Source organism: Coxiella-like endosymbiont, from assembly GCF_002871095.1.
Classification (GTDB): Bacteria; Pseudomonadota; Gammaproteobacteria; order Coxiellales; family Coxiellaceae; genus Coxiella.
On record NZ_NSHJ01000138.1, the window covers coordinates 13,390 to 27,340 of the forward strand.

Sequence of the window (13,951 nt, forward strand, 5' to 3'; positions counted from 1 at the left end):
CAACCTGGTAATATAAGACTCAAAATTACCGATATTAAAATAATACTTCTATTAATATAGAATTAAGTATACCATTAATGATACACTCACCTTCATGTTTAATACTCTTACTGACAATTTAAACATTACTATCAATAAACTCAGGGGGTTGGGACGTCTCACCAAAAAAAACATCCAATCTACCCTTGAAGACATTAGCACTGCCTTACTAGAAGCAGACGTTGCCCAACTTGTTGTCAAGAACCTTATTGATCAAGTATATAGAAAAGCGCTCGGTCAAGAAGTGATTGGTAACGTGCGGCCTGGTGAGGCATTAGTCAAAGTTGTCCTGGATGAATTAATTCATATACTCGGCAATGAACAGGCAGAAATTAATTTAAATGTTAACTCCCCTGTCATTATTGTGATGACCGGCCTACAAGGCTCTGGGAAAACTACCACTGTCATTAAATTGGCACGATGGCTTCAAGAAATAAAAAAAAAATCAGTAATGGTGGTTTCAGCTGACGTTTATCGCTTTGCAGCAATAAAACAATTAGAAACCTTATCAGGACAAATTAACGCACATTTTTTTCCCTCAGAAACCACTCAAAAACCCACTGATATTGCCAAAAGAGCTTTAATTCAAGCTACTAAACAATGTATCGATATTTTATTGATTGATACAGCTGGTCGTCTCCATGTAGATAAGAAATTAATGGAAGAGATGCAAGCCATTACCAACACTGTTAATCCAACAGAACTTTTACTCGTAGTCGACAGCATGATGGGTCAAGATGCAGTAAATGTAGCAAAATCATTCAATGAAGTCCTACCATTGACAGGGGTAATTTTAACAAAAGCTGACGGTGATGCTCGAGGAGGTGCAGCACTCTCTATGCGAATGATCACTCAAAAACCCATTAAATTTGTGGGTGTTGGTGAAAAAATTGAAGCCTTAGAACCTTTTCATCCTGATCGCATAGCTTCTCGTATCTTAGGGATGGGAGATATCATCAGCCTGGTAGAGGAAGCAAAACGTAAAGTTGACCAAAAGCACGCTGAAAAAATTGCTAAAAAACTTAAAAAAGGTAAGCCATTCGATCTTTACGATTTTTTGATGCAACTTCATCAAATAAAAAAAATTGGTGGAATTCAATCCCTTCTGTCAAAATTACCGGGGATGAAAGAATTACCTAAAGGAGGAATGTCTGGTGCTTTCATAGATGATAAATTATTAGTTAAAATGCAAGCTATTATTCAGTCGATGACACCTAAAGAACGACGCTTTCCTATTTTGATCAATGGCTCACGCAAACAGCGTATTTCAGCAGGTTCAGGAAGTACGTTGCAAGATGTTAACAAACTTCTCAAACAATTCACTCAAATGCAAAAAATAATGAAACGCATGAAAGACCATACAATATTGAAGTATTTTAAAGAAATGCAAGGCCAACTACCTGGTGACCTACTCAATAAACTTCCCCCTGACTGGTTTAATAAAATAAGAGTTTCTAAGTAACTAAATACTTGAGTTAGTAATTTTAAGTGATTTAGCATAAGGAGAGAAAGCAGATAGTAAAGTAGGCACAAGTAACTTTTTAAATTGTCATCTACTCTTGCATCTTGTTAGCAATTTTATATAAAATAATTTCCTTTCAACCAATATAGGTACTTAAATGGTAGTCATTCGTCTTGCTCGAGGGGGAAATAAAAAAAAACCATTCTACCACATCGTGGTAGCTAATAAACGTATGCCGCGTGACGGTCGGTTTATCGAACGAGTGGGTTATTATAACCCCATAGCACGAGGACATGATGTACAATTACGGGTCCAAAAAGACCGCATTACCTACTGGCTAGGTCAAGGTGCTGCAGCATCTTTACGAGTAAAATACCTACTCAAACAGCTTGAAACATTCCCCGAAAAAGCTCAAAAAGGTGGCCCACCTAAAAGCGAGCTTAAACAGACCCAAGCAGAGCAATCCGAAGAATCTCAAAAAACTACAATGGCATAAGCTAAAATGGCCATAAGAAGGATACAGCAAAGAAGAAGTTAAGGCTTTTAAATCATCATTGAAAAAAAACATAGGCCTCTCTATTCATATTCTCCTCTCAACATGAAAAACAAAAAAATCATTATGGGTCGTTTAGCACAGCCCTACGCTGTTCAGGGCTGTATAAAAGTCATTTCTTTTACAGATCCTATCAAAAATTTATTAATTTATAGAAACTGGTTCATTCAACACCACGATGAATGGCAACTCTTTTCTCTCCGTAGTGGGCGAATTCAAGGTGCATTTTTAGTTGTAAAATTAGAAGGGCTTGATAATCCTGAAACTGCTAAACAATACACAAATGATTTAATTGCTGTAGAACGAAATACACTTACTCCTCTAGAAGAAAATAATTATTACTGGGCCGATTTAATAGGAATGCAAATAGTTACTACAGAAGGAGTCACATTAGGAAATGTGAAATTTCTGCTTGAAACGGGCTCTAATGATGTACTGATAACATCCAACCAAGGCCATGAACGATTAATTCCATATCTTTCACATGTTGTTAAATCTGTGGATATAGAAAACAAAATTATAGTAGTAGATTGGGATGCTCACTTTTAGGAAACCACTCACCATTGGTGTGATTACTCTTTTCCCAAAGATGTTTGAAGCACTTAAATATGGTGTCATCGGACGCGCTCTTAAACAGAATCTTTTAACTCTTCACTTTTGGAATCCACGTAACTATAGCACAAATATTCATTGTACTGTGGATGATCGACCTTACGGCGGAGGACCAGGCATGGTCATGAAATTTGAACCTTTAGCTACCACTATAAAGGCAGCCAAAGTAAAATTAGGGGAAAACAGCACAGTCATTTACCTTTCTCCACAAGGCCAATTACTTAATCAGGAAGTCATAAAGCAAAAAGCACAAGATTTAAATTCAAGATCTATAATTCTGCTCACAGGTCGTTATGAGGGTGTAGACGAACGTTTAATCGAAGCTGAAGTAGATGAAGAATGGTCAATTGGAGATTATATTATTAGTGGAGGAGAATTGGCAGCTATGATCTTCGTTGATTCCATAACCCGCCTTGTACCAGGAGCCTTAGGACATCAAGATTCTGCTTCTCAAGACTCATTTACCTTCGGACTATTAGATTATCCCCAATATACACGTCCAGCAAAAATTGCTAACCGGCCTGTCCCTGAAGTCTTACTCAGTGGTAATCATGCCGCAATAGCTCGTTGGCGACTCAAGCAATCACTTGGTAGGTCTTGGAAAAGACGTCAAGATCTGATAAAAAGACATATCTTAAGTAAAGATGAGGAAGGATTACTGAACGAATTTATTAAGGAGTCATCATGAATAAGATTATCCACACCCTAGAGCAAGAACAAATTCAAAATAAAAAAATTCCTACTTTTTATGTAGGAGACAGTATTGTAGTACAAGTGAAAGTAAAAGAAGGTGATCGTGAACGACTGCAAGCTTTTGAAGGTGTAGTAATTGCTCGTCGTAACCGTGGGTTAAATTCATCTTTTACTGTTCGCAAAGTTTCTCATGGTGAAGGTGTTGAACGGGTTTTCCAACTTTATAGCCCCCTGATCGCTTCGATTCATGTAAAACGTCGAGGCGATGTACGCCGCGCAAAACTTTATTATTTGCGCAATTTACAAGGCCGTAAAGCAAGAATTAAAGAAAAAATATAATTTTTTATTATAATATCGTGTGAATACCATTTTAATGGATCAAACCACCATCTCAACACCAATCGGGAAAATTGGTATCTACACTTCAGACAACTACTTATTAAATATCAAGTACCTGAATGATAGTGAGCTAATGATTAAACCGAAAACCATCATCGCTAAAAAAACAATCGAACAAGTTCTGTGTTATTTTACTAATCCTGAATTTTCTTTTGAAATTCCTTTTAGTTTGAATATTACACCCTTTCAAGAATAAGGGTATTATAAGGATTACGAATAATCCTCGTAGAAACAATCTGAAGTTATGTAGAATTAAGCTTCACTATTTAAAACAAAACAAAATTTTGTGGGGATTAAATGCCTATCGTAAAAAGCTAATCTCCCTTATTACTTTTTCTAGATTCTCCCCTGTTTGCCATCAAATTATCGCTAGCAGTGGCATGGATGGATGGTCACAGCGACGCTATACATGGAGCAAACACTAATAAAAATTCTTTTTTAGAGAAATTAAACGTTAGCTCTTTCAGAATAAAGAGAGTTTTATTTTTAAAAGTAAAATTTATCACTTTTTTTTAAAAAATTATCTTTTTCTCTAACTGGCATCCATTTTGTTAAAATTCCTGCAATTAAAATTAACAGTGGAATTAAAGTTAATGCTTCTTGATAATTATGGATTGAATAATATTCACCAACATTTGTTACAGAACGTGCTGTAAGATGCAAAACAAGACCGATAATCGGTTGCAATAAAGGAGCAAAGCCTACAGATAATGCATTAACTAAACCTAAACTTGTCCCACGCATGTGACGTGGGACAATTTCATTAGCAATACCAAACGTAAGTACATAACCACTGGCAAACATGCCTAATAACATCATAACACTCATTACCATCGGTAAAGGTAATTGCGGTACATAAATAATAACTCCTATTAATCCTGCTGACACTAAAGAACAACTCAAGAGAAGCCATCGACGATCCGTAATACGACTATCTAACCAGCCCAGCAGAGGACCTGCCAATACTACTCCAATAAAAACCATATTGCATACGACACTAGCCATAACAAGACTCAAATGATGCGCTAATTGCATGTAGGGAATAGCCCAAAGAGCAACAAATACCGTAATGATGGAAAACATCAACCCAGAATAAAGACCATTTAACCATATTTTAGGTTTTTTAATGAGTAAATAAAAATCTTGTCTCACACTCTGAAAACTCTTTTTAGAAGAAAGTGAAATTTGGTCAGGAGGCGCGTCACGGACAATCATCCAAACAAGCCCAGCAATGATAAATACAATAGCTGCAGCTCCAATCATCGAGTAACGCCAACCCATGCATTGAACGAAATCTGCTAAAAAAAAACCTCCCACAAGTGTTCCACTCATACCAATTGTTTCAGCTACGGCTGCCATGAGCACAAATCGTTTAGGCGGAAACCATTTTGCAATCACATTTAAAGATCCAACAAAAGCAAAAGCCGCACCAAAACCCATTAAAAGACGACCAATTATGGCCCAAATTAAGAGATGAGCAGAACCAAATAATAAACAGCCAAATGCACAAATCAATGCCCCTAATGAAAGCAACCGTCGTGGTCCAAAACGATCGATCAACAATCCTGCGGGTGTTTGTAACATCACGTAAATATAATAGTAACTGCTGGCTAAAATACCTCCGCCAAAGGCGCTCAAGGAAAAACTTTTCATCAAGCCGTTAACAATCTCCCCTGAAGATAACTGTAAAAAAAACTGAAATAATACAAATAAGGCCGTTGCACCCCACATAAGCCATGCGAAAGCGATACGAGGAGTACCTTGAACGGATGGTGGCCAACAGGTAGATGAATTAGCTATGCCTGGACTTTTCATTCTGGTTAACCTTTGCTCAATGGTGAGCTGGCATAATAATGATTTTGAGTTAAAATGCAAGAAATGTTAGACTATTTAATAGTATTTATGCCAATTTACACTATTCCGCTTAAGCATTTCACAGTGATAGCTATCAACGGTGCAAATGCTACCACCTTTTTACAAGGTCAACTTACCTGTGATGTGCATAAAATTACTGAAACTCATGGATCACTGGGCGCTTGTTGTGACCCAAAAGGTCGAATTATTGCAAATTTTTATATTTTCCGCCAAAAAGAAAATTATTATTTTTTACTGCCAAAATCCATGATTTCTTTTACCCTCAATCATTTAAAGAAATATGCTGTTTTTTCGAAAGTTAAATTAGCAGTTATCGATGATTTCACAACGACAATTAAACCTCCCGTCGAAATCGAAATCAGAGAAATTAAAGAAAATACTTGGCGCGCCTTAAATATCGAGGTCGGATTAGCCTGGATTTATCCCCAAACCACAATGAGCTTAATTCCGCAAATGATAAATTTACAAATTTGGGGAGCTCTTAGCTTTACTAAAGGATGCTATATTGGTCAAGAAATCATTGCACGCACCCACTACCTAGGAAAACTAAAACGTCATCTTTATCGTGCCGATGTTATATCTCAAAGTTTACCGACACCAGGAGATAAATTAAAAAATCAAAAAAAACAAGACGTAGGGATGATTATTGAAGTAGCCTTAAAAAAAAATAAAGAATACAAATTACTAGCTGTTATTCTGGATGATGGTATTAATAAAAACGTTTTTTTAAATCAAGTTTTATTGAAAAATGTTACTGCTATCCCAACAAAAGTAGAAAATTAAAAACTAAAAGAAGCCTCACCTTTAAAGTATACATCAAGTATGTAGAAAATTAACATCAAGTATGTAAAAAATTAAATCATTGTAATTTTTAGATCTAATTTCGACATAGTGTAACTATATTATTCGGAAGCAAGGGTCTATGAGGAATCTCTGTAAATAGCAGGTATTTGAGGTAATATTATAATAATGTATATTTAGAGGCTTAAGTCATATTACAATTAATTTTTACTTGCATTTTTAGTCCGCAATAGCGGAAATAAAATTACCTCTCGGATAGAAGGACTATCAGTAAAAAGCATTACTAATCGGTCAATACCAATACCCTCACCTCCCGTAGGAGGAAGGCCATATTCCAGCGCCCTAATGTAATCTTCATCAAAGTCCATCGCTTCTAAATCACCTGCATCACGAGCCTTTAATTGTTCACGAAAACGAGCTGCTTGATCTTCTGGATCATTGAGTTCAGAAAACCCATTCGCAATTTCTCGACCTCCAATATAAAATTCAAAACGATCCGTAACAAAATCGTTAATTTCATTACTCCGTGATAATGGTGATACTTCTTTAGGAAAAGAAGTAATAAAAATAGGTTGTTGCAATTTTTTTTCAACAAGTTTTTCAAATAATTCTGTTTGAATTTTTCCTAAACCATAATGTCTTGGAACGGCAATATCGTATTGATTAGATAAGGCACGTGCTTTATTAAGATTATCAATCTGGTCACTCTTTATTTCAGGATTAAATTTTAAGATTGCTTCACCTAAAGAAAGACGCAAAAAAGGTTTGCTTAGATCAATCTCTACACCTTGATAAGTCATTTGTAATCGGCCAAAAATTTTTTCAGCTAAATACCGAATCATCTCTTCAGTAAGTAGCATCATTTCTTGATAAGTCGCATAAGCCTGATAAAATTCTAGCATAGTAAATTCCGGATTATGCCCAGTTGAAATACCTTCATTACGAAAATTACGATTTATTTCATAAACCTGTTCAAAACCACCAATTACCAATTGCTTCAAATATAATTCAGGAGCAATACGCAAATATAAATTCATATTCATCGCATTATGGTGGGTTTCAAAAGGGCGAGCAGCTGCACCTCCTGCTATAGGATGCATCATAGGAGTTTCAACTTCTATAAAACCACGATTATCTAGAAAATGACGAATGTACATCACAATTTGTGAGCGCATTTGAAATAAATGACGCGATGTTTCATTAACAATTAAATCAAGATAGCGCTGACGCAAACGTTGTTCTTGATCATGTAGCCCATGAAATTTATTTGGAATAGGGCGTAGTGCTTTAGTTAATAATTGAATTTCTTTAGCTTTAACAGATAATTCCCCGGTTTTTGTTTTAAAAATTTTACCTTCAATCCCAATAATATCTCCAAGATCCCAATTTTTAAATTTTGAATAAACTCCTTCTGGCAAATGATCTTGGGTAACATAAATTTGTATTCGCCCCGTCATATCCTGAATATGAGCAAAACCGGCCTTTCCCATAACTCGACGAGTCATCATACGTCCCGCTATTTTAACAGAAATAGCTTTGTACTCTAAAAATTGCTCTGTATGTTGATCATAAGCGGCATGTAAATCAGATGCTAAATGGTCACGTTTAAAATCATTGGGATAAGCCTGACCCATTGCACGCAATTTCGCAAGCTTTAACTTGCGCTGTGCAATTTGCTCATTTTCTTCTTTAATCTGTTCTTTTAATTCCATCTCATGATATTACTTATTAAAAGTGATTATCATAACGTAGTTGGGAAGAATTAGGAATCCAATGGCAGGATTATTTTGTTTGTTTCAAAGAAACTCTAATAAATAAATCGATATCTCCATCTAAAACAGCCTGAATATTACTTGTTTCCACTCCAGTTCGTAAATCTTTTACCCGTGAAGCATCTAAAATATAAGAACGAATTTGGCTACCCCAACTAATATCTGACTTAGAAGCTTCAAGAGCAGCTTGTTTTTCACTCTGCTTAAGCATTTCTAATTCATAAAGCTTAGCTCGGAGTTGTTTCATTGCTTGAGCTTTATTCTTGTGTTGTGATCGATCATTTTGACATTGGACCACAATACCACTTGGCATATGAGTAATACGTACCGCTGAGTCTGTTCGATTTACGTGCTGACCACCAGCACCGCTAGCACGGTAGGTATCAATTCGCAATTCAATGGGATTAATTTTAATATGAATATCTTCTTCTATTTGTGGAGAAACAAATACAGAAGCGAAAGATGTATGCCGACGATTACCTGAATCAAAAGGTGATTTCCGAACCAAACGATGGACTCCAGTTTCCGTACGTAACCATCCGTAAACATATTCTCCTTGGAACTCCACAGTAGCACTTTTAATTCCAGCCACTTCCGCCGGAGAAACTTCCATTAATCTACTAGTGAATCTATGTTTATCCCCCCAGCGCAAATACATACGCAAAAGCATTGCTGCCCAATCCTGAGCTTCCGTTCCTCCTGATCCCGCTTGAATATCTAAATAGGCATTTCTGCAGTCCATTTCTCCAGAAAACATCTCTTGAAATTCTATCTCTCCAATTTTTTTTTGTAAACGTTCGACTTCATTATTTAATTCTTGACGCAAATCAATACTTGGTTCTTCTATAAAAAGATTAATTAACTCAACAGCATCATTGATTTCTTGTTTAATTTCCTCACATCGTCGAATTACAGCGTCTAATTTAAATCGTTCACGGTTTAAAGATTGAGCTCTCTCAGGATTTCCCCAAAAAGCTGGATGTTTCAATTCACACTGAATGTCTAATAATCGTTTTTTTTTGAGGTCAAGGTCAAAGATACCCCCAAAAAGCTTGCTGACGAGCCTGGAGGTCATTAAGTTTTTCTAATAACGTACTGATTTCTAACATTTTGCATTTTTAGAAAGACTGTAGCTTTTCTCTATTTTGAGCTAATCGAAGATTGATTGTAACTTTTTCATCGTCAGATAAAAAATTCCATCGACAAACTTCTTCGAAAGTACGCCCACAGCCAATACAAATTTCGTCACCAAGGGCTGTCGCACTGCAAATACCAATACAAGGAGAATCTGTAAGGTCACGATCACCTACTATATTCATATTATTTTATTCTCTTTCTCATTTTTTAATTGATTACCCGAGTACAATCAGTATATAATTTTTATAGTAATCTTTCAAAAAAGATGTACAATAAAATTAAAATAATTTTTTAGTTTATTAAAAATATTTCTTATCTAAAATTAATAAATTAATAGAATATAATAATTTTATCTAAATTAATATAATGATTGAATCTTTGAATGAATCTATTTAGATGTTTAGACTTTAATCACAAAAGTGACCCCCCCCCTCTCTCCCTATATAACACACTCATTTTATTATCGTTAATAGGCGGAAAAAGCCTCTTATCCTTATACATAGTAATCATCATATCTTTGTATGTTTTTAAAATTGTCTACTATCTTTTCCATAGGAGGAGGGAGTAGTATAAATGTCTTAAGAGCCATGGAATGAGTATAAGTTTTGTAGTAATTAACTTAGATTACCTGGATTTTATACTGCACACAACCCTATCAATTGAAGAAGTGTAACCTCTTTTGACAAAGAGAAGCAGTCTTTTTCCAAAGACTCATAGAAAGGAGAGCCATCCATCCCTAAAGTAAACAAAATGCTATTACCCACCTAAAGGCTATTTAGGGTCACTTCCCTTAATGTAATAATTTAATTGTTTTCTTATATTGTTTGTTGTTTGTATATCACCAGTGTTCCTTATTTAGTCCACATTAATCTATTATGTTAATGACTATTTTTAAAATTAGGATTATAACTCTCATCCTTCTTAAAGTGAATTTTCATACCTAAAATTTTACCTCTAATGTAAAATTTACTCCGCTGAGATAAAATAAAATTATGCATGTGTTTTCTTGGGTGAGATTATCTTTCCTTAATTAAATTATAGGTGCCATTACAATCTAGTATAGAATTAACAGTAGAAACTAAAATTTTCTAAGCACATTATTATTCTCTTGCTGATTGCTTCTATTATCTGCTGCTTATTACTTAATCTTGTCTTTTTCAAGTGACATTAATTAGAGCTCCTGTTAGTTCTGCATTAAACTAAAATACTGAACTGAAGTGGATAAAATTAACTTATCATGGACACGATTGCCTATTCCTTTTTCGGATATAGTTACTCTATTTAAATGTAAGTTTCTATTTAAATGTAAGTTTGGGTTGACTTATATATTTTGGTTTATGTGAATGTAGTTGGTTTGGGTCAACCAACTAAATCTGATAATCTACTTGATAGATACGTAAGCACTAATATTTTATTACCTTTTCTTATGCAATCCAATACAAAATCAATTCCTATTTTAGTGTATTACATTAAACTTTCTTAGTAAAACTATTTTAAAGACTATTTTATTTTTGCTTTTTTATAGGAGGCACAGTATGATAGATAAAAACGAAAAACCATAAAATATTGATTACCATGCTAATTTGAGTTTTATATATATTTTCAAATATTGAAATAGCGATCACTTCGAGAAATTTAATTCAAATCCAGTCTATAGCTAATGATTTAGCTAATGATTTATACTCAGATAGCATATATATAATTTATATAATCTATTTACTAATCTATATAATCATATGATATTAGTATATGATGTGATTTCATTTTCATATCTTCTTAACATCTTATTTATAACCTCTCGGAAGAGATAAAATTCTTTTTGGTTAGTTATTTTTTCAATCATTAGACTTGTTTCACCGTTTTCTACCTTAATTCTTTGTTATTGCTTAAAACGCAGATCATTATCACTAAAAACTTATAAAATTTGCTCATGCTCTTGCGTTTGTTCCCTCTTAAGTTTATTCTTTTTAAAAATTTAACAAAGAGTGAATTCAATGCAACAAGTACATTTAGTACCTTTAAATAATCACTTAATTTACTTATTTTCTTTCCCTATTCTTTTAATTGTCGAGTAACACTAATGAATATACATGATTTTCAATGCATGAAAGAAAAAAATAAAAAAATTAGTATGGTAACCTGCTACGATTATTGGTCCGCATATATTATTTCACAAACCCAAATCGACTGTATTTTAGTAGGAGACAGTCTCGCTATGGTCATGTATGGTCATTCAACCACTATCCCAGCAACTGTAGGCATAATGACCCAACATATCCAAGCTGTAGTGAAAGGTGCCTCTAATAAATTTCTTATTGGAGATATGCCTTTTTGCTCTTATCGTAAAGATTTAAATACTAGTATGAGAAGTATAGAAAAACTGATACAAGCAGGAGCCAACGCTATTAAACTAGAAGGTGCCGACGGCAATTTAAAATTAATCCGCCATGTGGTAGAATCAGGAATTCCAGTTATGGGGCACCTAGGTCTGACCCCCCAATCCATTCATTCTACGAGTGGTTTTAAAGTTCAGGGGAAAAATCAATCCGCAGCTGATAAATTAAAAAAGGATGCTGAAGCATTAGTAAATGCCGGCTGTTTTACTGTTGTATTGGAATGTATACCTAGTAATTTAGCCAAAGAAATAACAAATTCTATTGCCATTCCAACAATTGGTATTGGAGCAGGCCCTTATACTTCAGGTCAAGTTCTTGTTTTACAGGATTTATTGGGTATGAATAATCAATTTAAACCTAAATATTTAAAAACATTCTTAGATGGCTTTAAGCTCATTAAAGATGCATTAAATGATTTCAATCAAGAAGTAAAAGCCTCTACTTTTCCTAATATTGAAGAACATTGCTATTAAGAATATATCTTAAAGAACACTGCTATTTAAAAAATAAGAAAACTTAACTGATCTAAGAAAATATAACTGATGCTTAAAATAATTAACAGAATAACTCAGTGGGTATCAATCAGAAAAACTTTACTAAAAAATACTATCGGTTTTGTACCAACTATGGGAAATCTCCACGCTGGACATGCAAGCTTATTAAAACGATCAAAACAGGAAAATGAGTTAAGCATTTTAAGTTTGTTTGTTAATCCCACTCAATTTAATGAGTACAATGATTTTAAAAATTATCCTCGCTCAGTAGACCAAGACATTTTATTAGCCACAAACTATGGCGTTGATTACATGTTAATACCCTCTTATGAGGACCTATATCCTGATAATTTTACTTATAAAATAATTAACACTACTCCAGGACATCAAGAAGCTATGTTTCGTCCAGGTCATTTTGATGGAGTGTTAACAATTGTAATGAAATTATTACTACTAGTAAAACCAAGTCGTACTTACTTCGGTGAAAAAGATTACCAGCAATTACAGCTCATAAAAGGGCTAGTTGCAGCCTTCTTTCTAGAGACTGAAGTTGTAGGATGTGAGACTATTCGCACTGAATTTGGCTTACCTTTAAGCTCACGGAATAATCGTTTAACCAAAGAACAAGTTCAACTAGCAAGATACTTTTCTAAAATTTTTCACTCCTCATCCCTTTCCTGTGATCAAATTAAAAAAGCATTAATTCAAGAAGGAATAGGTGTTGATTACATTGAAGACTATGAAGGGCGGCGGTTTGCAGGAATTCAGATTGGCAATATTCGATTGATTGATAATATTCCTCTTTCAGAAAAAAAATAATTTTATAATATTATTACAGTTTTAAAATATAAAATATCCTATACTAACTAACTATCACTCAAAAATACTTTTTTTATATAGGTGGACTGATTATTAAGTAATCTATGACGAAATGAGCTCATTCCATCACCAATGAACAGGTACATCTAGTAGTCTCAAGAATCATAAGTGTTTTCTAAAATCTATGTTATTTTTTTTGAAAAACCATAACAGAGTAAAATATCATCACTTTAAACAAGTCCTCTGTTTAAAAAGCTGCAATCAGGAATCAAAATTTTTTGATCTTAATGGGAGATTCATTGAACCCAGCAAAGAACTCCTGACTCTTAGTTTAATAGACCCTCAAAAAAAAGGGGAATAATCAAAATGATCCTATTCTTAGTCGATATAAAAATAGCCTTCTTTATGAGGAAGTATTCCAAAAAAAAATCTAATATTTCGTTGTCGTTAATTAAGCATAAGTACTTGCAATTAAAACCAATTAGTAGTTTGTTTAAAATAAGTTTTAAGAGAAAATGCAGTTGTAAGAAAAAAAATAACCAACGTGCCTATAAAATTTCAGGATACTCTCATTTTTAAATTATTCTTCTATCCATATAGCATTTTTCTAAAATTTTCTTAAAATAAATTCTTTTTTAAAGTCTAGGGCTACAAAGTAAAGAGTTATAAAGTAGATTAAAATTAAACTATAAACATCTATGTAAAAAATACTAATGGATCTCATATCGAATGATAAATTTCTAATTAAGTTTATAACTACAAACATCTTAATCATAAAAATCGAATGAAATACCGGAAAATTATTTATACTTCTGATCGCGTAGCCAAAAAATGTTTTTAATGGGATCAAAAAGCAATATAGCCAATACCAAGCTAGCTTATTATTCTATGCTAACTAG

Annotated in this window: 13 protein-coding genes; 9 read left to right on the forward strand and 4 right to left on the reverse strand. The window is 33.8% G+C overall.

Annotated features, from left to right (window positions below):
* Window positions 1-94: 94 nt before the first annotated feature.
* The 6 genes from ffh to CLERM_RS04120 all read left to right on the forward strand — a co-directional run bounded on the left by ffh (window position 95) and on the right by CLERM_RS04120 (window position 3,954).
* Window positions 95-1,501 (forward strand): signal recognition particle protein, encoded by a 1,407-nt coding sequence (ffh, locus tag CLERM_RS03190; RefSeq protein WP_102157148.1) that lies wholly within the window; start codon window positions 95-97, stop codon window positions 1,499-1,501.
* Between the two features lie 157 nt (window positions 1,502-1,658).
* Window positions 1,659-1,997 (forward strand): 30S ribosomal protein S16, encoded by a 339-nt coding sequence (gene rpsP, locus CLERM_RS03195; protein WP_102157149.1) that lies wholly within the window; start codon window positions 1,659-1,661, stop codon window positions 1,995-1,997.
* 102 nt (window positions 1,998-2,099) lie between these two features.
* Complete coding sequence (gene rimM, locus CLERM_RS03200) at window positions 2,100-2,603, forward strand: ribosome maturation factor RimM (protein ID WP_102157150.1); 504 nt, start codon at window positions 2,100-2,102, stop codon at window positions 2,601-2,603.
* A complete protein-coding gene (gene trmD, locus CLERM_RS03205) occupies window positions 2,590-3,354 on the forward strand; it encodes a tRNA (guanosine(37)-N1)-methyltransferase TrmD (protein ID WP_102157151.1) in 765 nt (254 codons plus the stop codon). Before rimM ends, trmD begins: the two co-directional genes overlap by 14 nt.
* Window positions 3,351-3,698 (forward strand): 50S ribosomal protein L19, encoded by a 348-nt coding sequence (gene rplS, locus CLERM_RS03210; RefSeq protein ID WP_102157152.1) that lies wholly within the window; start codon window positions 3,351-3,353, stop codon window positions 3,696-3,698. The genes trmD and rplS overlap by 4 nt, the downstream gene beginning before the upstream one ends.
* Before the next feature lie 133 nt (window positions 3,699-3,831).
* Window positions 3,832-3,954, forward strand: a complete 123-nt coding sequence (locus CLERM_RS04120) for a hypothetical protein (RefSeq protein WP_256385313.1) — start codon at window positions 3,832-3,834, stop codon at window positions 3,952-3,954.
* 290 nt (window positions 3,955-4,244) lie between these two features.
* On the opposite strand, the gene CLERM_RS03215 is transcribed toward CLERM_RS04120, so the two are convergent.
* Entirely contained in the window at window positions 4,245-5,573 is a 1,329-nt protein-coding gene (locus tag CLERM_RS03215) for an MFS transporter (RefSeq protein WP_102157153.1), read from the reverse strand.
* Between the two features lie 63 nt (window positions 5,574-5,636).
* Here CLERM_RS03215 and ygfZ point away from each other — a divergent pair, with 63 nt between their 5' ends.
* Window positions 5,637-6,416: a CAF17-like 4Fe-4S cluster assembly/insertion protein YgfZ gene (gene ygfZ, locus CLERM_RS03220; protein WP_241538090.1), complete on the forward strand. Its 780-nt coding sequence runs from the start codon at window positions 5,637-5,639 to the stop codon at window positions 6,414-6,416.
* A 218-nt stretch (window positions 6,417-6,634) separates the two neighbouring features.
* Here the strand turns inward: ygfZ and lysS are convergent, their stop codons facing one another.
* The 3 genes from lysS to CLERM_RS03235 form a co-directional block, all read right to left on the reverse strand.
* Window positions 6,635-8,146 carry a lysine--tRNA ligase gene (gene lysS / locus CLERM_RS03225; RefSeq protein WP_102157154.1) on the reverse strand — a complete coding sequence of 504 codons (1,512 nt, stop codon included), beginning with the start codon at window positions 8,144-8,146 and terminating at the stop codon, window positions 6,635-6,637.
* A gap of 70 nt (window positions 8,147-8,216) precedes the next feature.
* Window positions 8,217-9,315 (reverse strand): peptide chain release factor 2 gene (prfB, locus tag CLERM_RS03230; protein ID WP_179946438.1). Its coding sequence is split into 2 segments (ribosomal slippage): window positions 8,217-9,239 and window positions 9,241-9,315, totalling 1,098 coding nucleotides; the frame shifts between segments, so codons are not numbered across the junction.
* Between the two features lie 9 nt (window positions 9,316-9,324).
* Window positions 9,325-9,525, reverse strand: coding sequence for a DUF1289 domain-containing protein (locus tag CLERM_RS03235; RefSeq protein WP_102157156.1), 201 nt, complete (start codon window positions 9,523-9,525; stop codon window positions 9,325-9,327).
* Between the two features lie 1,898 nt (window positions 9,526-11,423).
* Between CLERM_RS03235 and panB the strand changes: the two genes are divergently transcribed.
* Both panB and panC read left to right on the forward strand, forming a co-directional pair.
* Window positions 11,424-12,212, forward strand: coding sequence for a 3-methyl-2-oxobutanoate hydroxymethyltransferase (gene panB, locus CLERM_RS03240; RefSeq protein ID WP_102157157.1), 789 nt, complete (start codon window positions 11,424-11,426; stop codon window positions 12,210-12,212).
* A 69-nt stretch (window positions 12,213-12,281) separates the two neighbouring features.
* Window positions 12,282-13,052: a pantoate--beta-alanine ligase gene (panC, locus tag CLERM_RS03245; RefSeq protein ID WP_102157158.1), complete on the forward strand. Its 771-nt coding sequence runs from the start codon at window positions 12,282-12,284 to the stop codon at window positions 13,050-13,052.
* Window positions 13,053-13,951 lie beyond the last annotated feature (899 nt).

Coding starts and splice junctions, on each gene's coding strand:
- ffh (WP_102157148.1), top strand. CDS start 95: ATGTTTAATACTCTTACTGACAATTTAAACATTACTATCAATAAACTC.
- rpsP (WP_102157149.1), top strand. CDS start 1,659: ATGGTAGTCATTCGTCTTGCTCGAGGGGGAAATAAAAAAAAACCATTC.
- rimM (WP_102157150.1), top strand. CDS start 2,100: ATGAAAAACAAAAAAATCATTATGGGTCGTTTAGCACAGCCCTACGCT.
- trmD (WP_102157151.1), top strand. CDS start 2,590: ATGCTCACTTTTAGGAAACCACTCACCATTGGTGTGATTACTCTTTTC.
- rplS (WP_102157152.1), top strand. CDS start 3,351: ATGAATAAGATTATCCACACCCTAGAGCAAGAACAAATTCAAAATAAA.
- CLERM_RS04120 (WP_256385313.1), top strand. CDS start 3,832: ATGATTAAACCGAAAACCATCATCGCTAAAAAAACAATCGAACAAGTT.
- CLERM_RS03215 (WP_102157153.1), bottom strand. CDS start 5,573: ATGAAAAGTCCAGGCATAGCTAATTCATCTACCTGTTGGCCACCATCC.
- ygfZ (WP_241538090.1), top strand. CDS start 5,637: ATGTTAGACTATTTAATAGTATTTATGCCAATTTACACTATTCCGCTT.
- lysS (WP_102157154.1), bottom strand. CDS start 8,146: ATGGAATTAAAAGAACAGATTAAAGAAGAAAATGAGCAAATTGCACAG.
- CLERM_RS03235 (WP_102157156.1), bottom strand. CDS start 9,525: ATGAATATAGTAGGTGATCGTGACCTTACAGATTCTCCTTGTATTGGT.
- panB (WP_102157157.1), top strand. CDS start 11,424: ATGAATATACATGATTTTCAATGCATGAAAGAAAAAAATAAAAAAATT.
- panC (WP_102157158.1), top strand. CDS start 12,282: ATGCTTAAAATAATTAACAGAATAACTCAGTGGGTATCAATCAGAAAA.